Origin of the sequence: Streptomyces sp. ICC4 (assembly GCF_003287915.1) — a bacterium.
Taxonomy (GTDB): Bacteria; Actinomycetota; Actinomycetes; order Streptomycetales; family Streptomycetaceae; genus Streptomyces; species Streptomyces tritrimontium.
Genome location: NZ_CP030286.1, coordinates 7,853,163 through 7,872,621, shown reverse-complemented (window position 1 = coordinate 7,872,621; position 19,459 = coordinate 7,853,163). Strand labels below are relative to the sequence as shown.

Below are 19,459 nucleotides of genomic sequence, written 5' to 3'. Positions count from 1 at the left end.
CGGCGGGGCAACCAACCTTGTACCGCTAGCAGTTGGGGCGGGCCGAGCGGCCGGCGAACCGGTCCGCGAGCCAGTTTCCGGCCGCCAGGGACTGGGTGATCACCCCGCTGACGTGCTCACCGAGCCAGATCGTGTCGAACTCGAGGTTCGCGCCCTTCGCGCACCAGTCGGAGCGCAGCCGGCTGCCGACGGCGTACGGGATGAGCTCGTCGCCGAGCGCGTGGTACTGGTACACCGGCGCGGCCGGGGCGGTGCGCCCGAGCTTGCTCTGGTTCAGCCGGGCCTGCCAGTCCGGCTGGGCGAGCGGGTTGCGGGTGGTCAGGTCGGAGATCCGCTTGAAGGAGCCGGCGACGGCGTCGATGGCGACGCAGTTCTCCTTCATGCCGGCCACCAGGGCCTTGCCCGCCGGGTTGAGGTAGGAGTCGAGCTTCAGCTCCGGGAAGGCCGCGTCCTGGCCGGCGGCGGCCATGAAGATGAGGCCGGAGCCGTAGGAGCCGTTGTTGAAGTCGGCCACCTTGAGGAGATCGGCCGGGACGCCGCCCGTCGCGGTGCCCTTGACCTGCAACTCCGGTGCGTACGAGCCCTGCAGCTCGGCGGCCCAGCTGCTGGCCTGGCCGCCCTGGGAGTAACCCATGATGCCGACCGGGGTGTTCGCGGACAGCCCCGTCCCGGGCAGGCGGGTGGCGGCGCGGGCGGCATCGAGCACGGCGTGCCCGGCGGAGGGGCCGACGGTGTAGGTGTGGACGCCGGGGGTGCCGAGGCCCTCGTAGTCGGTGACGACGACGGCCCAGCCGCGCAGGGTGAGCTGCTGGATGAGGTTGGCCTCCATGGAGGTGCCGTACGGGAGGTTGTTGCTCGGCGCGCAGGAATCGCCCATGCCGACGGTCCCGACGGCGTAGGTGATCAGCGGGCGCGGGCCGGTGCGGCCGTCCTGCGGGACGATGACCGTGCCGGAGACGACGTTGGGGGCGCCGTCGGCGGTGGTCGAGTTGTAGTGGATCTTCCAGGCCTTGGTGTGGGTGGGCTGGCCGGGCAGCGGGTGGAAGGCGGACGGCACGCTGCTCACGATGTCGCCGGGGCGGGCGGATTGGCCGGTCCGGCCGGACTGGCCGGCCTCGTCGTCCGCGCGTGCGGTGGTCGCGGGGATCGCGGCCGCGAGGGCCAGGGCGGCCACGGCGGCGAGGGCTGAGCTTCGGATGCGCATGGGGCGGCTCTCCCGATGGGTCCGGTGGGGGTAGGTGAGGAGACCGTAGTGACCGACCGGTAGGAAGGTCGCTGACCGCACAGCTCACCTTTCCTGACCCGGGACCTCATTCACCTTGTCGGCGTAGCCGCGGGTGCGGTACAAACGCGCGACACGCGGGGATGGAAACCGGCCAGGTGGATGCTTGCTTCTCCTTGCTCTTCCTCGGCCTTCCTCGCCGCATTTATTGGCATGAACACACCATTTGGGGGAGTTGTGGCCGTTGTGACACGCGGGCAGAAGTTCAAGAACCGGGCGAGCGCGAGCCTGGTCCTCGCGGGAATCGGGCTCGCCGTCTTCTTCTTCGTCGGGATGGCCTCCCAGCAGCCCACCGGCTGGGGCGCGGCCTACGCCTTCGCCGAGCCCGTCACCGTCCAACTCCCGAGCAGCTGCGGAGTGGAGACCGTCGTGGGCCGTAGCGGATCGGCCAAGAGCACCAGCAAGTGCGGGGGCACTTCGTGGACGGCCGACGGGAAGGCCCGGACCGGCACGCTGTACTCGTACGCGGACGACATCGGCCGCGACGGCTCGGGCAAGCTGGCGTACAAGGGCGAGGCGCGGGCGCTGGGCGACCGCGCGTACGGCGAGCCGGCGCTGTGGATCACCGTCGTCCACGTCACGGCCCTCGCGGTCGCCGCCCTGGGCGCGCTCGCCCTCCTCGTGTCGCTGCTCGCGGCGGCGCTCCCGCAGCGGGGCGGACGGCCCCAGCGCCACTGAGCGCGCGGGCGGTCATTCGGCCACGGGCCAGGCGCTAGGGGCCGAAGTCCGTGGCCGTCAGGGTCAGGAGGCTCTCGCCCGGCTTGAGGGTGACCGCGTCGGCCTCCGTCACGTTGCGGCCCAGCAGGAACCAGTCCGACTTCTCGTAGCTGAGGGGATGTGAGCCGTCGGGGTCCGGGTGCCAGCCCAGGCGCTCCAGCTCCGCCGCGATCTTCGGCAGGGCCCGCTCCGCTTCGGGGGTGGCGAGGACCGCGACCCAGCCGGCGGAGCTCGGATTCGGGACCCCGTTCGGCACGCCGGTGGTCTTCCCCTTGGCCGGGTCGAGGCCGGCCTTGCGGATCGCTGCCTGCAGCTCGCGGTCCACGGTGTTCCGGTCGACGTCCTGCGCCCGGGAGTCGGAGTCGGAGTCGTCGGCCGTGCAGCCGGACAGCGGAGCGGCTGCCAACAGGATCGCGCAGGCCAGGGCCCTTGTGGCGATCCCGGACGTCCTGGACGTCCTCGACGGCTTGATGCGTTCGCGCACGGTAAAGCTCCCACCCTGGTTGGTCAGGAGGGGAGTCTCACACACCCGCCCCCGGACCCGCGGGCCCGGGCGGCGGCCGTGGCGCAGCATCTACTCCTGGTCGGTCTGGTCGGCCGGATCGGCCGGCGGAACCGCCGAACCATTGCTCCCGTCCCTTCCCCATGCGGGGCGGCCGGGAGCGGGCTTGAGCAGACTCCGGAGGAGGGCGAAAATCTTGTTCACGAGCTGACTTTCTGTCGCATCTGGCGGATGGAGCCGCCAGAGCGCCACGTCAGGCAGCGAGCTCCAGCAGCATGTGCCGAGCGCCGAACATCCGGTTGCTGGTCCGGCTGTCGCACACGGCTGGGGGCACCGCATCCGCATCCGGTGCCCGCGGCACGCGCGTAGCCGCCCGCCGCAATACCCCGCAGGGCAGCGTCGGCAGCACGGGTGGGGTCCACGTCAGGTGAGCGGAGCTCCATCCTCGGAGCCCGAGCAGGTGGCCCAGCTGTTCCAGGGCGGCGGCGATGTACTCGCGCTCGTGCGCTTGGAGCCGGTCATGACGGCTGAGCAGGGCCTGGGCCCCCGACAGGGCGGACAGCTGCGGCAGGGCAGGCCCGGCCGGCAGGGCAAGCTCGTCCGGCAGGCCGTACAGCCACTCTTGCAGTGCGCCTACGCGGGTGTTGCCCTGGTGCAGCAGGATGCAGAAATCACCGCTGTCGCCGACGGGAACGACGTGGTCGAGTCCCTTGTGTACCTCTAGCGCATCGTGGTCAGCGGCAAGGAGGGCGAGCCGGAAGAAGGCCAGCTTCTTCGCCGTCAGGCCCTGCCAGGAGGCTCCGTAGATCTGGCTCACAGAGACACGGAGGGATGTACTCGGCGTTCCGTGTACGCGAGACGACGTCACGATGGTGGCGCCGTCCAACCCGGCACCGCCCGCGGAAATTTCAACAGCACCCTCGGCCACGCGCCAACCCTACGCCTCCGTACCGACGTTGCTGGTGTCTGCCCTAACCGCCCGACGCGATGCGGTACGCGCCCGGGGTCGTGCCCGTCCAGCGGCGGAACGCGCGGTGGAAGGCGGTGTCCTCCGAGAAGCCGAGGCGGGCGGCCAGCTCCGCGATGGGCTCGCGGCTCTCCGCCAGCCCCGCGATCGCCGCGTCCCGCCGCACGTGGTCCTTCAACTCCTGGAAGGACGTGCCCTCCTCGCGCAGCCGCCGCCGCAGCGTCGCCGGCGAGACCGCGAGGCGGCCCGCCACCTCCCCGAGCTCCGGCAGCCGCGGCGAGCCGCGCAGCGCCTGCGTCAGGGTCCGGCGGACCTGCTCCGCGACCGTGGTCCCGTACTCCGGCCGCGACAGCAGGTCGAAGGGGGCCCGGCGCAGCATCGCGTCGAGCGCGGCCTCGTCCCGGACCAGCGGCGCGGTCAGCCAGTGCGCGTCGAAGGCCGCGGCCGCGCCCGTGCGCTGCTCGCCGAAGCGGACCGGACAGTCGAAGAGGGTCTCGTACTCCGCCTCGTGGGGCGGCGGCGGATACGCGAAGGACGCGTACGCCAGCGGGATGCGCCGCCCGATCAGCCAGCTGCTCAGCCGGTGCCAGATGGCGATCACGCACTCCGTGAGGAACCGTTCCTCGTCCCGCGCGAAGTCGTTGCGGACGGTGAACCGCGCCTGCCCGCCCTCGACTTCGAGCGCCAGCTCCGGCCCGCCCGGGAACAGCCCGTAGAAGGCGGCGGAGCGCTCCACCGCCGCCCCGAGGTCCCGGCAGCCCAGCGCCGCGTGGCACATCATCGCGAAGGTCCCCGGCCTGCTGGGCACGGAGGAAAGGCCCAGGAACTCGTCCTGCGTGCTCCGGTACAGCGCCCGGAACAGCCGCGCGAACTGCGCGGGGGTGACGCGCGCCCGGTCGTCGCCCAGCAGCAGCGGCGGGATCTGCGCCTCCTGGAGCAGTGGCACGGTGTCGATGCCGCTGCCGCGCGCCCCCGCGAGCACGGCGCGCACGTGGTGCACGGTGATCGTCCGCCTCCCCATGGCTCTGACGGTAGCCGCATTGAGCGCTGGGGTCAGCGGGGGTGACGCTTCCGGTCATGCCGCCGGCGCCCTCGCGGTGCCTAGCGTCATCGGTACGACCCGAGGGGGAGGCGAGCCCGATGACCGACGCGGTGACCGACGCGGTGAGCGATGCGGTGAGCGACACCATGGACGGAACGACGAGCGACGTGCGGCCGCGCACGCTGGCGGTGTTCACGGAGTGGACGGGCGAGCGGTACGCGGCGGAGACCGCGCTGCGGCACAAGGCGGCGGGCGGCGGCTGGTCGACGGTCTCGTACGGGCAGCTGCGGATCCGCGTACGGGAGTCCGGGCGGGCCCTGCTCGGCCTCGGGGTCGCCGCCGGAGACCGGGTCGCGGTGCTCGCGGAGACCCGCCCGGAGTGGACGTACACGCACTTCGGGGTGCTGGCGGCGGGCGCCGTCCTGGTGCCCGTGTACCCGACGGCGGGGGAGGAGGAGCTCGCCTGGGTGCTCTCGGACTCGCGGGCGGTGGCCGTCGTCTGCGACGACGCGGCGCAGGCGGCGCGGGTGGAGGCGCTGCGGGCCAAGGGGGAGCTGCCGGCGCTGCGCGCGGTGGTGGCGATGGACGGGCTGCGGTCCCTGCCCGGGGCCGCCTCCGAGGCCGAACTCCTGGCGCGGGCGGCCGCGGTGGCCCCGGAGGCCGACGCCTCGATCGTCTACACCTCGGGGACGACCGGGCTGCCCAAGGGCTGTCGCCTCACCCACGGAAACCTGGGCGCGATCCAGGACGCGACGCTCCCGCTCATCAAGGGCGGCCCGGGCGACTCCACGTACCTCTACCTGCCGCTCGCCCACCTGCTGGCCCAGCTGATCCAGTTCACCACCCTCCTGGAGGGCGGCGAGCTCTGCTACTTCGGCGGCCGGATCGAGGACGTCATCGGCGAGCTGGCCGAGGCCCGGCCCACGCACCTGCCCTCCGTACCCCGGCTGTTCGAGAAGCTGCACTCGGTGGTCCTGTCCCTGGCGGAGTCCCAGGAGGGCGGCGCCGACCGCTTCGGCGAGGCGGTCCGCCTCGGGCTGCTGGCCGCGGAGGGCCGGCTGCCGGCCGAGTCCCGCGCGGCGTACGAGGCTGCCGACAAGTCCCTGTACTCCCTGGTCAGGGGCGCGTTCGGGGGCCGGCTGCAGTGGGCGCTGACGGGCGGGGCGCCGATCGCCCCGGCCACGCTCGACTTCCTGCGCGCCTGCGGGATCGCGGTGTTCGAGGGGTACGGGATGACGGAGTCGGGCGGGGTCATCAGCCTCAACCACCCGGCCGGGGTCCGCTACGGCTCGGTGGGCCGCCCGATCGCCGGCTGTGAGGTCCGCATCGCGCGGGACGGCGAGGTGCTGGCCCGGGGCCCGATGGTCTTCCCGGGGTACCACGCCAACGACGCCGCGACGGCGCAGGCGCTGGACGGGGACGGCTGGCTCCACACGGGGGACCTCGGCGAACTGGACGCCGACGGCTACCTCTCCATCACCGGCCGCAAGAAGGAGCTGATCATCACCTCGGCGGGCAAGAACATCACCCCCACCGAGCTGGAGTTCGCCGTCCAGCGCTCCCGCTACGTCTCCCGCGCGGTCATGATCGGCGACCGCCGCCCCCACCCGGTTGCCCTGATCACCCTGGACGCGGAGGAGATCGCCGCCTGGGCGGCGCGCGAGTCGGTGGCCCTGGACCCCGCCGCACCGGGCGACCACCCGGCGGTACGGGCCCTCGTCGAGGAGGCGGTCGAGGCGGCCAACGCCACGGTCTCCCGCCCGGCCCGCGTCCGCGCCTTCCGCATCCTGGCCGAGGACTTCACGGTGGACGCGGGCACCCTCACCCCGACCCTGAAGCTCCGCCGCCGGGCGGTCGCGGAACGCTACGCCGGGGAGATCGAGGAGCTGTACGCCTGAGCCGCGCCCCCGCCGGAGGGGACCGGGGGCGCCCGGGGGACCGGGGCGCCCCAGGCGGCCGGGTAGCGGAGTGCCGTGCTCCGGTTGAGTCGCCGGCCGGGACAGGGGTCGTCTGCGCCACAGTCTCGTTTCAGCCTCCGGCCTCACGACGGCCGGATCCATCCGGTCATTGGCCGATTCCTCACTTGCCCAGAGAAGTCTGACCGCTTCCATCGACCTCCCGCACGCGAAATCTCGACCTTGGGTCACGAAACGGCAAAGGGACATTACTCCCCAACTCGCTTCATTCACACGCCAATCGGTGCACCGGAAGTCTGTGGATCATCGAATTTCCTTGGGGTAGTGTCCAGATCGCAAACGCCTGGTGGCCATTTTTTTGCAGTGGAAAAGGAGTGCGGAGATTATTCCCGATAACCCGCGCCAATTCCCTCGCAAGAATCTCGAAGTCGCCGTCGACTTTCTGCACCTGGAGAGGGTCGCATGAATTTTTCCCATCAAAATTATCGGGACCAATTCGTCGCGGCATGCCTGACCGGCCTGCCCGGCACCGCCGAGAACTGGTTCCGTCGCCTGGACGAAGTCGTGGACGGCGTGGTCGTCGCCGAAGCCGTCTCGGCCGATGCCACCGGTGAGCCGCCGCTGCGGTCGCTCTCCGCCCTCGGGGACCTCGGGGCGCTCGGCGTCCAAGTGCCCGCGGAGTACGGGGGCCTGGGCTTCGGGGACGGCGCGGCCTGTCTGGTGGTCGAGCGGGTGGCACAGGCCTGTGCCTCCACCGCCGCCATCCTGATGTTCCACTACCAGGTCGTGCGCAGGACCCTCGCCTTCGGCGCGGACTCCTGGCGCGACGACGACCTGCGCGGCTTCGCCACCGGATCGCTGATCGGTGCGAGCGCCTGGACCGAGCGGGCCACGACCAAGAACAAGGAGAACCTGCAGACCCGACTGCGGTCCCAGGGCTCCCGGTTGACGCTCGACGGGGAGAAGACGTTCTGCACCGGGCTGTCCGCGGCCGGCGTCGTGCACGTCCTCGCCGAGACCGAGCTGGACGGCGGACGGCAGGGCGCCACCTTCGTCCGGGTCGACGCCAAGGACCCCGGCGTCAGGATCTCCGCCCCCTACCCGCTGCTCGGCCTGCGGGCGTCGGGCACCGCCTCGGTGGAACTGCGCGGCGTCGACCTCGCGCCGACCGACCTGGTCGGCGAACCGGGCAGCGGCCGCGCGCTGATGGGCCACAACCACGAGGTCTGCCTCAACCCGGGGCTGCTCGCTCTGGGCGCGGCGGCCGGGGCGTTCGAGGACGCCTGCCTCATGGTCACCGGACGCTTGGCGGACACCCAGCCCCGTACCGGCGCCGAACAGGTCCGCGCCTCGCTCGCCGACACCCTGGTGAGCGTGGAGACGAGCTACGCCTACGCCGCGCTAGCCGTGGCGGCCTGCGCCGACGGCGCCTCGCCGGTGGTCTCGAGCAAGTTCAAACTGCAGGCCTCCGCGGCCGCGGAGGAGATCACCGGGGCCCTGCTCCACACCGTTGGCTCGCGGGGCTTCCTGAGCACCTTCCCGCTGGAGCGCCGGCTCAGGGACGCACGGGCCACCGCACTCATGGGCCCGTCCAACTCCCTGATCCGCGACCGCATCACCGACCACCTGCTCACCACCGACACTCTGCCGGAGGCGGACCATGACCAGCGCTGAACAGCCACGACGGCACCGGAAACCGGCCGCCATCGGTGCGGGCTACCTGCACCACTGCATTCCCTCCCACCAGGCCTACTTCGATCGGCTGATGGAGATCGGCGCGCGCGTCGACATGGTCGAGTACCTGGCGGCGCACTTCGCCTACGACCCCGGCTACCTCGCCGAGATCAACGCGGGCACGGCCGGCCTTCCGTCGACGCTGCACAGCTACGAGTACATGCTCGGATCGGTGGAATCGGCGCCGCCCGGGACGGTCGAGCGGCTTCAGCGGATGGCGGACGTGTCCAACTGCCTGTGGATCGGCGAGCACGTCGGCATGGTCGGCACCCAGGACACGTACGCGGGCACGTTCATGCAGCCGATGGGCACCGACGAGCAGACGCAGGTGTTCATCGACAACCTGCGGACGGCGAACGAGGAGTCCCCCTACCCGCTCATCATCGAGAACCAGCCGATGCTGTTCAACCAGATCGGCCCGCGCACGGTGTGCCAGCAGGTGGCCGACATCGCGGAGGGCGCGGACGCGGGCATCCTGCTCAGCCTCTCCAATCTCGTGCTCTCCGACGACCACTACCCGGTCGACTGGGACAGCGAAGTGGCGCACATCCCGCTGGACCGCGTCTGGCAGGTGCACATACCGGTCCCCAACGAGAAGGAACTCAAGGACCCGGAATACGCCCGATTCCGGGAGAACGAGAAATGGCACATCTCGACCCTGGAGAACCTTTTCAAGGAGAAGGACTTCCAGCCCGCGGTCGTCATTCTCGAAGTCGAAGCCCCCGGTACCCCCTCGCGTCCTGAACCCGAGCGCACGAAGGAGCGTCTCGACTGGGTCCGCGACCTGATGGGATCCCGCCTGCAAACAGAGGAGGCGGCCCGATGAGTCTGGCCGGACTGCAGCAGCTCTTGACCCGCGCGGTGCGCGACACCGAGTACCGCCGCGCCGTCATGCGGCCGGAGGGGCTGGACCGGGCGGCCGCCGAGCTCGGCCTGACCGACGAGGAGAAGGCCCAGTTCACGGCCATCGAGCCCAACTACTTCGAAGACGTCGCCACTCTCGTCATCAAGCAGCGGATCGTCCGCCGCGAAGCGGAGTTCGCGCTGTTCCTCAACGCGCTGTTCCGTCACACGCCGCGGGGACGCTTCTTCGAGGCGTATCACCAGGCCGTGTCCGTCGGCCAGTTCGGCCGGATGGAAGAGGTCCGACGGTTCTGCGACTTCGCCTTCGACTACATCGTCGACAGGTCGCTCCCGGAACACCTCCTCGACCTCCTGCGGTTCTGCAGTTACGTCTGCGAGCTCGCGGAGACGCCGAAGGAGTTCCCGGAGGGTGCGCAGGGCCCGCTGCGCAGCAGCAGCACGCTGGTGCTGCGCAAGCCGTACGCCGTCGTCGAGTTCCGCTACGACATGCTGCGGCTCGCGAAGGAGGACGAGGAGTACACCGCCGACCTTCGGCCGCGGCCCACCACGCTGCTGCTCCAGCGGGACTGGCGCCAGCCCAAGCGCTCCCGGGCCTTCGACCTGAGCGACCACCCGCTCCTCGCGGAACTGACCAAGGGCCCCCGCACGGTGCTGGACGCCGGCGGGCTGCTGCCCCAGTTCTCGCACGGGTTCGTCAAGGAACTCGTGGAGAGCCTGCACGATCGCCAGATCGTGCATCTGATGCTTCCCGCCGAGCTCGTGGGGTACCACCCCGCGAGTCCGGCGGGGGAACCGAAAGAATCATGACTATGAGGAGTTTTTCGATGAGCACCATCAATTCTGAGTCCAGCTTCGGCCCGAGCACCGTCGTCGCCAAGGACAAGGGCGGCTTCACCGACGCCGACTTCGGCCCCAGCACCGTCGTCGCCAAGGACAAGGGCGGCTTCACCGACGCCGACTTCGGCCCCAGCACCGTCGTCGCCAAGGACAAGGGCGGCTTCACCGACGCCGACTTCGGCCCCAGCACCGTCGTCGCCAAGGACAAGGGCGGCTTCACCGACGCCGACTTCGGCCCCAGCACCGTCGTCGCCAAGGACAAGGGCGGCTTCACCGACGCCGACTTCGGCCCCAGCACCGTCGTCGCCAAGGACAAGGGCGGCTTCACCGACGCCGACTTCGATCTCCTCCTGACCGGGGAACTCGTCGCCGCGTAGTCCCGCTCAGCCGTCGGCACCCACACCCGTGGGGCCGCGGCAGGCACATTCGGCCGGCCCGGGGGGCGCCCCCCGGGCCGGCCGACCCCCACCTTTCCCACAACCGCGACACCCCGCCGCACGCCAGCGCAGCGGCGCCGCACCTGGAGCCAGCGTGACCTCGCCTTCCGTCCCCCGAAGCAGCATCACCAGGCTCTGGACAGCGAGCGCGCTGTCCTCCGGATCGACCTGGGTCATGCAGATCAGCCTGTTCATCCAGGTGCTGCGCGACTCCTCCCCCGCCACGCTCGCGGCGGTCGAGCTCATCGGCACCGTGCCCGCGCTGGCCTTCATGATGGTGGCCGGCACCCTCGCCGACCGGTTCGACGTGCGCCGCCTCGCCATCGGCTCCATGGTCGCGCAGGCGGTCTGCGTCCTCGGCATGGTGCTCTTCCTGGACAACGGGATCTGGATCACCGCCGCGTTCTACGGCCTCCAGGGCCTGAGCAACACCCTCTGGCCGCCGGCCCGGCAGCAGTGGCTGTACGGGGTGGTGCCGCCGGCGGGCAGGCCCACCGCCAACGCCCGGCTCGGCTCCGTCTCGGGAACGATGACCGTCGTCGGCGCCTCGCTCGGCGGCGTGCTGTCCAGCTGGAGCCCGACCGGCGCCATGGCCGTCGCCGGGGCGCTGCAGGTACTGGCCGTCGTACCACTGCTGCTGCAGGCCAAGGTGCCGCTCGCCTACGCGGAGCCCGTACCGGAGGGCGCCCACGCGGAGCCCCTGCGCAAGGAGCTGACCGCCGGAGTACGGGTGCTGCGCGACCTGCCGCTGGCGCGCTCCGTCGTCTGGATCGGCATCGCCTGGGGCTGCATAGGCGGGGCGTACGACGTCCTGCTCGCCGCCTACGCCACCGGCTACCTCGCCGGCAGCGGCACCGTCCTGGGCGCGCTGTACGTCATGGACGGGGTGGCCGTCATCCTCGGCACCGTCCTGGCCGCCCGGATCGCGCTGCGCCACCACCTGTCCGCCTACGCGGCGGCCTACATCTTCCAGGGTCTCGCCTGGGGGTCCTTCTTCCTGGTGGGGCACCCGGTCGTCGCCATCGCGCTGCTCGGCCTGATGCGGGCGGCCAGCGGCATCATCATCGCGCTGGACACCACCGTCCTGCTGGCCACCGTGCCCGCCTCCGTGCGCGGCCGGGTCACCAGCGTCCACATGACCACCTACAGCGCGATGGCCCGCATCTCGCTGGCGCTCTTCGCCGGCCTGCTCATCGTGTCCGACGTGCGCACCGTCGGCCTCTGCACCGGCGTCGCCTCGGTGGTGCTCGGCGCCATCTGGTGGTGGCGCCGGGACCGTGAGGCCGAGCGCCTCTACCCGGCGGCCGTGGCCGAGGAGCGGGAACCCGCCTCCGCCTGATCCCAGCCGCCCGGCCCGCACCCTCGCCTCCACCCTCATCTCCGGCACCCGCGCGTCCGACCGCACCCGCGCCGCGCCGAGCTCAACCATGTCCACATCCAGCCCTGGGAGGGGTAGTGACCACCCGCACCGACACCGTCCTGCAGCTCCTGGCCGAGCGAGCCAGCTGCCGTGATTTCACCGACGAGCAGCTCGAGGACTCCCTCGTCGAGGAGGTGCTGAGCGCCGCCGTCCGCGCGCCCACCGCCTTCAACTTCCAGCCGTACTCCTTCGTCGTCGTCCGCGACCCCGAGGTGCGCGCCGCCCTGCGGCGGATCGCGGGCGGCCAGCCCCACGTCGTCGGCGCCCCGGTGTTCGTCGTCTTCTGCGCGGACATCCGGCGCATCGAGGAGCTGTGCGAGCTGCCGGGGGAGCTCGTCTCCGGCGAACACCCCGACGCGATGCTCACCTCCGTCATCGACGCCTCCCTGGCGGGGATGTGCGCGACGCTGGCGGCGGAGTCCCTGGGTCTGGGGACGGTGATGGTCGGCGGCATCCGCAACAAGCCCTCCGCCACCGCCGAGCTGCTCGGGCTGCCGCCCGGCGTGTTCCCGGTCTTCGGCCTGTGCCTGGGCCGGCCCGCTTCCACGGCGCCGGCGCCGCGCCCCCGGTTGCACACCGGGCTGCTCGTGCACCGGGACCGCTATGACGCCGGGTCCGGCTCCCTGCCGCCCCGGCCCGGGGCGACGGGGCTGAGCAGCCCCGCCGGTGAGGTCACCGCCGACGACCGGGTGGAATGGCAGGCCCAGATCGACAAGGGCAGGCGCAGCCTGGGCCGTCTGCGGGCACCCGCCTGGCGGTCGCCCGGTGCGCAGCCCGTGCCGGCGGCGCGATGACGGGCCGCCTCGCCGCCGCGCACGGCAGTCCGAGCAGGACGCTGGTGCTGCCGGCCAAGGACTTCGCCGACGGCGCCCGCGACCCCGAGCGGCTGCTCGCCGAGCTGGGCCGGGTACGGGAGGACCTGGTGCGGGCCGGGCTCCGGGAGATCACCAAGATCGCGCTGATCGGTCCTTCGTCGCGCCCGGGCCACCAGCTGGACTACCGCTTCGTGCAGGTCCTTCCGGGGACCGACCCGGGCTTCGAACTCCGCGGCAGCTGCGGCCACTCCATCCTCGCGGCCTGCTCGGTGGCGGGCCGCTCCGGGGAGCTCCCGCCGCTGCGCACCGGGCAGCGGATCCGGGTGAACGTCCTCAACAACGGTGACAGCGTCGAGTGTGCGGTCGAGGAGACCGGCGGCGACCGGGAGCGCCTCAGCGCGTCCTTCCTGCTCAGCCCGGCCATCCCACTGCGCGACCTGCTGCTGTTCGGCTCCCCGGTGACCGAGCTGCCCTACCGCGGGGGGACCGTCGAGGTGACGGGCGCCTCCATGGGGAACCCGTACGTCTTCGTCCGCGCGGCCGACTTCGGGGTGCGCGGGCCCGACGAGCTGTTCGCCGCCGGAGAGGCCCTGTTCGCGGCACTGTCCGAGGTCAGGCGCACCGCGCAGGCCGCGCTCGGCTGGCCTCCGGGGGTGTTCCCGAAGATCGCCGCCCTGCTGCCGCTGGGACCCGGGCGGCTGGCCGCGCGAGCCATCTCGGTCCCGTCCTGGCATCCCACCCTGGCCCTGACCGGCGCGGTCTGCCTGGCGGCCGCTGCCCGCGTCCCGGGCTCCCTGCCCCGGCAACTGGCCGGCGCGGACGGGGCCGACTGGGTGGACGGCGCCGACGGAACCGACGGCGGAGAGCAGCCACTGCGGGTCCGGACGCCGGGACGCTGGGCCTCGGTGACCGCCCGCACGGCCCCCCTGGCCCCCCTGGCCCCTCGGGGTGGTTGTGCCCCAGGGCGAGGGGGGGGTCAGCCCCGCGCCGCCGCCGGCGGGTTGTAGGGCGAGGGACCGCCGAACGCCCAGCGCAGCCGGGTCGCCCCGTCGATCTGCACCACACGCTCGATGTCGAACTCGCACATCCGCAGGGCGCCGGGCACGGCGGCCCGGTCCCCCTCGGCCCAGTTGATCCGGGCCTTCCCCGTCAGCTGGAGGGTGTTGCCGGACTCCCAGTCGAGGAACAGCAGCCCGCAGCTCTCATTGAGCTGAAGGTTCCCCAGGGTCATGTAGAAGGAGTTGCCGAAGTAGTCCGGCCAGACGAGCTTGCGCGGTCCCGCCACCGAGACGAAACCGGGGTCGCCGCCCCGGTGCGAGGAGTCCGCGCCGTAGCCGTCCGCCTGGCTGGCGATGAAGAAGGTGTCCGCGCCGCGGATCCACTTCTCCTGCTCCGGGGTGAGTCCCTCGCCGCTGCGGATCTCCCGGGACCCGGCGGGCCCGTCCGCGACCGGAACCCGCACCTGCAGGTACTTGGGGCAGTTGCCCAGCACCTGCTCGGTGCGGATGTGCAGCAGATCCCCTTCGCGCCGCGCCACGCCGTTGATCCTGATCCGGCTCGTCGTGTGCGGTTCGAGGGCGAGCAGGCCGATGTCGGCCGTCTCCTCGAAGGCACTGGCGAGCGGGTCGCCCGGCACGGGCACGGACGACAGCGTGATCGTGTGCCGGCCCGTGGGCAGGGCGAACCCGGGATCGCCCGTGACCAGCGAGGACCACATGGCCCCCGTCGCGTCGGCGCCGCCCAGGAAGAGCATCCGCTGGCGCATCAGGTACTGGTCGAATCCGGGCTGGATCACATCGTCGAACATGGGCGAGCCCCAGCCGGGCCCGCCTTCGCCGGCCTGCTTCTGAACGGCCTGCTCACCCTCGTGATGGGTGGTCTTGATCACCACGGAAACCTCCGGTCGGGCACGGGCGCCGCATCGGGAACGGACACCCGCTCGGGAACGGCGACGCGTACGGCGACGCGTTCGGGAACGGCGACGCGTTCGGGAACGGCGACGCGTTCGGGAACGGCGACGCGTTCGGGAACGGCGACGCGTTCAGGAACGGGCGCCGATCAGCAGGGCGGTGTCCACGACACGGTTGGAGAAGCCCCACTCGTTGTCGTACCAGCCGACGATCTTGACCTGGCGGCCGTCGCCGATGACCTTGGTCAGGCCCGAGTCGAAGATGCAGGACGCGGGGTCGGTGACGATGTCGCTGGAGACGATCGGCTCGTCGGTGTAGGTGAGGATGCCCGCGAGAGCGCCCTCGGCGGCCTTCGCGAAGATCTCGTTGACCTCCTCGACGGTCGTCGCGCGCGCGACGCGGACGGTGAGGTCGGTGGCGGAGCCCGTCGGGATCGGCACGCGCAGCGCGTACCCGTCGAGCTTGCCCTTCAGCTGGGGGAGGACCAGGCCGATCGCCTTGGCGGCGCCGGTGGTGGTCGGCACGGTGTTGGTCGCCGCCGAGCGGGCGCGGCGCAGGTCGGTGTGCGGACCGTCCTGGAGGTTCTGGTCCGCGGTGTAGGCGTGGACCGTGGTCATCAGGCCGTGCTCGATGCCGAGCGCGTCGTCGAGGACCTTGGCCAGCGGGGCCAGGCAGTTGGTCGTGCACGAGGCGTTGGAGACGATGTCGTGCACGGCCGGGTCGTAGAGGTTGTCGTTGATGCCGAAGGCGATCGTCAGGTCCTCGTTCTTCGAGGGCGCGCTGATGATGACCTTGCGGGCGCCGGCCTCCAGGTGGGCGCGGGCCTTGTGCGCGTCGGTGAAGACGCCGGTGGACTCGATGACGACGTCCACCTCCAGCTCGCCCCACGGCAGCTTGGCGGGGTCGCGCTCGGCGGTCACGCGTATGGTGCGCCCGTCTATGACGAGGTTGCCCTCCACGGCGCGGACGTCGTGGCCCAGTCGCCCGAGGGTGCTGTCGTACTTGAGCAGATGGGCCAGCGTCGCGGCGTCGGTGAGGTCGTTGACGGCGACCACCTCCAGGCCGGTGCCCCGCTGAAGGGCGGCGCGGAAGAAGCTCCGGCCGATGCGGCCGAATCCGTTGATGCCGACCTTGATCGTCACGTGATACCCCTCTTCGGAAACTACATCCATGACCGCACGTAAAGCCGCGTTGTCCGGCCAGTCCTAATCGTCAACTGTACCGCGTGACCTGTTGACGTGGTTGCCTAAATGCGCCTGCTCATCGCCTGTTTGCGCATGAAAGCCGAGGTGGGGCCGCAGGCATTGGAACTTCTGATGGCATACGAGTACCTGCATGCCGGTATGTTTTTATGGGCCTGCCTGTCACGATGGCATGACGCTTCCCGGAGCGAGGAGAACGATGGACATGCTGCCCCTCCGCGGGCCGAGCGCATTCGTGCCGGACCGCAGTCCACCGGTTGCCGCGTACGCCCCCGGTGCGGCGCGGGTCGTCCGCGGACTCGACGAGTCCGTCCACGGCACCGTCGTGCGACGCGACTTCGGAGACGTCACCATCACCCTCGTCACCGGCGAGCCCCACGAGGTCCTGCGCCCCGGCCGCCACATCCGCCCCGGCGCCGCCGAGTACCTGAGGGTGTTCCGGGCACTGGCGGGCGAGATCCACGTGCACCAGGACGGGCGCCGGGGCCAGGCGAGCGGCCCCCAGATCATCTGCTGCGACAGCAGCCGCCCCTACCGTCTCGTGCTGCCCCGCCCCTTCCACCTGGTGGAGGTCCTGCTGCCGCACCGCCACCTCGGGATGTCGGCCGACGACACCGCGAAGCTCACCGCGACCGGCTGGTGCGGGCGCATGGGCGCCGGCGCGCTGCTCTCCCAGCTCCTCGCCGGACTCCACGACCACGGCACCGAGATCCACTCCGCCGTCGACCGGGTCGGATCCACCGTGGCCGGCCTGACCGCCGCCGTCCTCGCGGACCGGCTGCGCCACGTCGCCGCCGAGGACGAGGTCGCCCGCCACGGCCTCATGCTGCACATCCAGTCCTACATCCGCGAACGGCTCTCCGACCCCGGCCTCACCCCGCAGGCGGTCGCCGAGCACCACAACATCTCGCTGCGCTACCTCCAGCGGATCTTCCAGGACCACGGGACCAGCCCCGCCCGCTGGATCCGCGACGAGCGCCTCGCCCGCTGCCGGTACGAGCTGCGCGATCCACGGCTCTCCCACCTGCCCGTCGGCGTGATCGGTGAACGGTCCGGCCTCTACCAGGCCTCCCACTTCAGCCGGCTCTTCCGCGACCGCTACGGACTCACCCCGCGCGGCTACCGCACCACGCGCGAGCCCGTCGCCACCTGACGGGCACCGACGGGCCCGCCACCCCGACGGACCCCTGACGAGCACTGACGAGCACTGACGAGCACTGACATCCGAGGAGGATGACGGATTTGACCGGCACGAGCTTCGAATTCCCCGGTGAGTACTACGAGATCATGCGGAAGGACTTCCGCAACCTCGCCGCCGAGACGGAGTTCCTCGCGTCCCTGCTCCCCGAGGCGGGCACCGTGCTCGACCTCGGCTGCGGCACGGGCTCCAACCTGCGCGCCCTGCGCGAGCGCGGCCACCGCGGCACCGGCGTCGACCAGAGCGCCGCGTTCCTGGAGTACGCCCGCGCCGCCGGCGACGAAGGCATCTCCTACGTGGAGGCACGCGCCGAGACGTACCGCACCGAAGGGCGCTACGACCTCGTCTACAGCCTCTTCATGACGCTCAACTACCTGGAGCGCGCCGAGCTCCCGGCGGTCCTGCGCTCCCTGCGCGAACTGCTGGCCCCCGGCGGGCAGGTCGTCCTGGAGTTCGGCCACATGCTGAACTTCGTCGACTCCTTCCAGCCCCACACCGTCGCCCACCACCGCGGTCCCGACGGAGTCCTCATCACCCGCCTCGCCCGCCAGGCCATCAACGCCCACGCGGCGAACTGGCGCAACGAGGAGACCCTGCTGGTCCGCACCCCCGACGGCACGGTCGCCATGTACGACAACTTCTTCGACCAGGCGGTGCTGACCGGGCCCGAGGTGCGCGAGCTGCTCGCCGCGGCGGGACTGACCATCACCGCCGAGTACGGCGGTTTCCGCAAGGAGCCCGCGCCCTTCCACGGCCGCGGCCCGCTCGTCATCGTGGCCACCGCGACCACGGCCGCGACCGCGACGACGAACGCCACCGACACCGACACCGCTCAGCAAGAGGAGAACCAGGCATGACCGGCACCGGCATATCGCTGCTCGACGGCGGGCCCGCCCCCGAAACCGGCGTGGCGCACCTCGGCGAGGCCCTCGTCCGCGCCGCCGGCGCCGAGGACGGCCGCGGAGTGACCTACATCCGCCCGGACGGCACCGAGGACCACCAGAGCTACGTCGAACTGCTCGACGACGCCTCGCGGATCCTGGCCGGCCTGCGCGCCTCCGGCGCCGGCGCCGGCGAGAAGATCATCCTCCAGTCGGACGACGACACCGACCTCCTCGGCGGCTTCTGGGCCTGCGTCCTGGGCGGCTTCCTGCCGCTGCCCGTCAGCGCCGACGCGGTCAACGGACCCGGCCTGCTGGAGCGCGTGTGGAGCGGCTACGGCCGCCCCCGCGTGCTGACCGGCACCGGCCAGGAGATCGCGCCCGCGGTCACCGCCGACGCCGGCTGGGCCGCCGCCCACCTCGGCGACGTGGCGAGCCTGCGCGCCGCGCACGAACCGGACCTCGACTGGCACGAGCCCGCCGCCGTCGACCCGGTCGTCCTGCTGCTCACCTCCGGCAGCACCGGCGTGCCCAAGGCCGTCACCCTGACCCACCGCAACGTCCTCACGCGCAGCGCCGCCACGGCCCGCGTGAACAAGCTCGACGCGGACACCCGCACCTTCAACTGGATGCCGTTGGACCACATCGGCGGGCTCGTCATGTTCCACGCCCGCGACGTCTTCCTCGGTGCCGCCCAGGTCCACGCCAAGATCCAGTGGGTGCTCGAGGACCCGCTGCGCTGGCTCGACACCGTCTCCGCGCACCGGGCCGACACCACCTGGGCGCCCAACTTCGCCTTCGTGCTCGTCAACGACCAGGCCGACCGCTTCGAGGGCCGCGGCTGGGACCTCAGCCCGCTGCGCTACATCATGAACGGCGGCGAGGCCGTCCGCTCCGGCGTCGTACGCCGCTTCCTGGACCTGCTGGCCCCCCACGGGCTGCCCGCCACCGCCATGTTCCCCGGCTGGGGCATGTCCGAGACCACCGCCGGCGTGGCCGACTGCCAGTTCACCGAGGCCGCCGCCGGCGACGACCGCTACGTGCCCGTCGGCCGCCCCCAGCCCGGCACCCGCATCCGGGTCGTCGACGAGCACGGCGAGCTCGTGCCCTGGGGCGTCACCGGCCGGCTCCAGGTCACCGGTTCGACGATCACCTCCGGGTACTACGACAACCCCGTGCAGAACCGGCAGTCCTTCACCGAGGACGGCTGGTTCAAGACCGGCGACCTGGCGTACGTCGAGAACGGCATCCTCACCGTCACCGGCCGCACCGACGACGTCATCCAGCTCGGCGACATCGCCTACCACGGCCACGAGATCGAGGCCGCCGTCGAGGAACTCGGCTTCATCGAGCCCTCGTACACCGTCGCCTCCCTCGTCACCTCCGAGCCCGGCGGCGCCGAGGAGCTCGCGGTCTTCTTCAGCCCGCGCACCGGGACCATCACCGCCGAGGAGGGCGAGCAGATCCGCGAGCGGGTCCGCGAGCGCCTCGGCGTCGACGTCCGCCACCTGCTGCCCGTCGACCGGTCCGAGATCCCCAAGACCGGCATCGGCAAGCTCCGCCGGGCCCAGCTCCGCAAGAGCTTCGAGGACAGCCTGGCCCCCGTGCCCGCCGGCAGCGCGGCCTGACCGTACGGATGGCGCTCCGGCGGCGGGCCCGTCGCCGGCGGCGCCATCCGTGCGCCGTCTCTCCCGGGCCGGGCCGGCCCGCGGCTTCCTCCCGGCTGTCCCCGGGA

The 19,459-nt window shown here is 71.8% G+C and carries 18 protein-coding genes; 12 read left to right on the top strand and 6 right to left on the bottom strand.

Going from position 1 to position 19,459, the window contains the following annotated elements:
• Nucleotides 1-25: 25 nt before the first annotated feature.
• Nucleotides 26-1,204: a lipase family protein gene (locus DRB89_RS36950; RefSeq protein WP_112452365.1), complete on the bottom strand. Its 1,179-nt coding sequence runs from the start codon at nucleotides 1,202-1,204 to the stop codon at nucleotides 26-28.
• Nucleotides 1,205-1,459: 255 nt separating this feature from the next.
• Here DRB89_RS36950 and DRB89_RS36945 point away from each other — a divergent pair, with 255 nt between their 5' ends.
• Nucleotides 1,460-1,960 carry a hypothetical protein gene (locus DRB89_RS36945; RefSeq protein WP_162688885.1) on the top strand — a complete coding sequence of 167 codons (501 nt, stop codon included), beginning with the start codon at nucleotides 1,460-1,462 and terminating at the stop codon, nucleotides 1,958-1,960.
• 34 nt (nucleotides 1,961-1,994) lie between these two features.
• Here DRB89_RS36945 and DRB89_RS36940 read toward each other — a convergent pair whose 3' ends face one another.
• The 3 genes from DRB89_RS36940 to DRB89_RS36930 form a co-directional block, all read right to left on the bottom strand.
• Entirely contained in the window at nucleotides 1,995-2,483 is a 489-nt protein-coding gene (locus tag DRB89_RS36940) for a hypothetical protein (RefSeq protein WP_162688884.1), read from the bottom strand.
• Between the two features lie 271 nt (nucleotides 2,484-2,754).
• Complete coding sequence (locus DRB89_RS36935) at nucleotides 2,755-3,318, bottom strand: hypothetical protein (RefSeq protein ID WP_112452368.1); 564 nt, start codon at nucleotides 3,316-3,318, stop codon at nucleotides 2,755-2,757.
• 154 nt (nucleotides 3,319-3,472) lie between these two features.
• Nucleotides 3,473-4,489, bottom strand: a complete 1,017-nt coding sequence (locus tag DRB89_RS36930) for an AraC family transcriptional regulator (protein WP_112452369.1) — start codon at nucleotides 4,487-4,489, stop codon at nucleotides 3,473-3,475.
• A 119-nt stretch (nucleotides 4,490-4,608) separates the two neighbouring features.
• Between DRB89_RS36930 and DRB89_RS36925 the strand changes: the two genes are divergently transcribed.
• The 8 genes from DRB89_RS36925 to DRB89_RS36890 all read left to right on the top strand — a co-directional run bounded on the left by DRB89_RS36925 (nucleotide 4,609) and on the right by DRB89_RS36890 (nucleotide 13,540).
• The gene (locus DRB89_RS36925) at nucleotides 4,609-6,408 is read left to right on the top strand and encodes an AMP-dependent synthetase/ligase (RefSeq protein ID WP_239516547.1); all 1,800 of its coding nucleotides are present in this window, start codon (nucleotides 4,609-4,611) and stop codon (nucleotides 6,406-6,408) included.
• Between the two features lie 480 nt (nucleotides 6,409-6,888).
• Nucleotides 6,889-8,100 carry an acyl-CoA dehydrogenase family protein gene (locus DRB89_RS36920; protein WP_112448675.1) on the top strand — a complete coding sequence of 404 codons (1,212 nt, stop codon included), beginning with the start codon at nucleotides 6,889-6,891 and terminating at the stop codon, nucleotides 8,098-8,100.
• Complete coding sequence (locus DRB89_RS36915; RefSeq protein WP_112448676.1) at nucleotides 8,087-8,986, top strand: DUF692 family multinuclear iron-containing protein; 900 nt, start codon at nucleotides 8,087-8,089, stop codon at nucleotides 8,984-8,986. The genes DRB89_RS36920 and DRB89_RS36915 overlap by 14 nt, the downstream gene beginning before the upstream one ends.
• Nucleotides 8,983-9,831, top strand: a complete 849-nt coding sequence (locus DRB89_RS36910; RefSeq protein WP_112448677.1) for a hypothetical protein — start codon at nucleotides 8,983-8,985, stop codon at nucleotides 9,829-9,831. Before DRB89_RS36915 ends, DRB89_RS36910 begins: the two co-directional genes overlap by 4 nt.
• A gap of 17 nt (nucleotides 9,832-9,848) precedes the next feature.
• A complete protein-coding gene (locus tag DRB89_RS36905; protein ID WP_112463621.1) occupies nucleotides 9,849-10,238 on the top strand; it encodes a hypothetical protein in 390 nt (129 codons plus the stop codon).
• A 154-nt stretch (nucleotides 10,239-10,392) separates the two neighbouring features.
• Nucleotides 10,393-11,637 carry an MFS transporter gene (locus tag DRB89_RS36900; RefSeq protein ID WP_162688883.1) on the top strand — a complete coding sequence of 415 codons (1,245 nt, stop codon included), beginning with the start codon at nucleotides 10,393-10,395 and terminating at the stop codon, nucleotides 11,635-11,637.
• A 116-nt stretch (nucleotides 11,638-11,753) separates the two neighbouring features.
• Complete coding sequence (locus tag DRB89_RS36895) at nucleotides 11,754-12,512, top strand: nitroreductase family protein (protein WP_162688882.1); 759 nt, start codon at nucleotides 11,754-11,756, stop codon at nucleotides 12,510-12,512.
• Entirely contained in the window at nucleotides 12,509-13,540 is a 1,032-nt protein-coding gene (locus DRB89_RS36890) for a PrpF domain-containing protein (RefSeq protein WP_162688881.1), read from the top strand. Before DRB89_RS36895 ends, DRB89_RS36890 begins: the two co-directional genes overlap by 4 nt.
• Here DRB89_RS36890 and DRB89_RS36885 read toward each other — a convergent pair.
• Nucleotides 13,510-14,424, bottom strand: coding sequence for a pyridoxamine 5'-phosphate oxidase family protein (locus DRB89_RS36885; RefSeq protein WP_204357913.1), 915 nt, complete (start codon nucleotides 14,422-14,424; stop codon nucleotides 13,510-13,512). The genes DRB89_RS36890 and DRB89_RS36885 overlap by 31 nt on opposite strands.
• Nucleotides 14,425-14,574: 150 nt before the next feature.
• Nucleotides 14,575-15,585 carry a type I glyceraldehyde-3-phosphate dehydrogenase gene (gene gap, locus DRB89_RS36880; protein WP_112452374.1) on the bottom strand — a complete coding sequence of 337 codons (1,011 nt, stop codon included), beginning with the start codon at nucleotides 15,583-15,585 and terminating at the stop codon, nucleotides 14,575-14,577.
• A gap of 259 nt (nucleotides 15,586-15,844) precedes the next feature.
• Here gap and DRB89_RS36875 point away from each other — a divergent pair, with 259 nt between their 5' ends.
• The 3 genes from DRB89_RS36875 (at nucleotide 15,845) to DRB89_RS36865 (ending at nucleotide 19,352) form a co-directional block, all read left to right on the top strand.
• Nucleotides 15,845-16,798: a helix-turn-helix domain-containing protein gene (locus DRB89_RS36875; RefSeq protein WP_162688880.1), complete on the top strand. Its 954-nt coding sequence runs from the start codon at nucleotides 15,845-15,847 to the stop codon at nucleotides 16,796-16,798.
• 89 nt (nucleotides 16,799-16,887) lie between these two features.
• Nucleotides 16,888-17,700 carry a class I SAM-dependent methyltransferase gene (locus DRB89_RS36870; RefSeq protein ID WP_162688879.1) on the top strand — a complete coding sequence of 271 codons (813 nt, stop codon included), beginning with the start codon at nucleotides 16,888-16,890 and terminating at the stop codon, nucleotides 17,698-17,700.
• Nucleotides 17,697-19,352, top strand: coding sequence for an AMP-binding protein (locus DRB89_RS36865; protein WP_112452377.1), 1,656 nt, complete (start codon nucleotides 17,697-17,699; stop codon nucleotides 19,350-19,352). The genes DRB89_RS36870 and DRB89_RS36865 overlap by 4 nt, the downstream gene beginning before the upstream one ends.
• Nucleotides 19,353-19,459 lie beyond the last annotated feature (107 nt).

What these genes read in the sequence shown, in the direction of transcription:
- DRB89_RS36890 (WP_162688881.1), top strand. Translation starts at nt 12,509, where the DNA reads ATGACGGGCCGCCTCGCCGCCGCGCACGGCAGTCCGAGCAGGACGCTG.
- DRB89_RS36925 (WP_239516547.1), top strand. Translation starts at nt 4,609, where the DNA reads ATGACCGACGCGGTGACCGACGCGGTGAGCGATGCGGTGAGCGACACC.
- DRB89_RS36910 (WP_112448677.1), top strand. Translation starts at nt 8,983, where the DNA reads ATGAGTCTGGCCGGACTGCAGCAGCTCTTGACCCGCGCGGTGCGCGAC.
- DRB89_RS36920 (WP_112448675.1), top strand. Translation starts at nt 6,889, where the DNA reads ATGAATTTTTCCCATCAAAATTATCGGGACCAATTCGTCGCGGCATGC.
- DRB89_RS36905 (WP_112463621.1), top strand. Translation starts at nt 9,849, where the DNA reads ATGAGCACCATCAATTCTGAGTCCAGCTTCGGCCCGAGCACCGTCGTC.
- DRB89_RS36915 (WP_112448676.1), top strand. Translation starts at nt 8,087, where the DNA reads ATGACCAGCGCTGAACAGCCACGACGGCACCGGAAACCGGCCGCCATC.
- DRB89_RS36875 (WP_162688880.1), top strand. Translation starts at nt 15,845, where the DNA reads ATGGACATGCTGCCCCTCCGCGGGCCGAGCGCATTCGTGCCGGACCGC.
- DRB89_RS36950 (WP_112452365.1), bottom strand. Translation starts at nt 1,204, where the DNA reads ATGCGCATCCGAAGCTCAGCCCTCGCCGCCGTGGCCGCCCTGGCCCTC.
- DRB89_RS36865 (WP_112452377.1), top strand. Translation starts at nt 17,697, where the DNA reads ATGACCGGCACCGGCATATCGCTGCTCGACGGCGGGCCCGCCCCCGAA.
- DRB89_RS36930 (WP_112452369.1), bottom strand. Translation starts at nt 4,489, where the DNA reads ATGGGGAGGCGGACGATCACCGTGCACCACGTGCGCGCCGTGCTCGCG.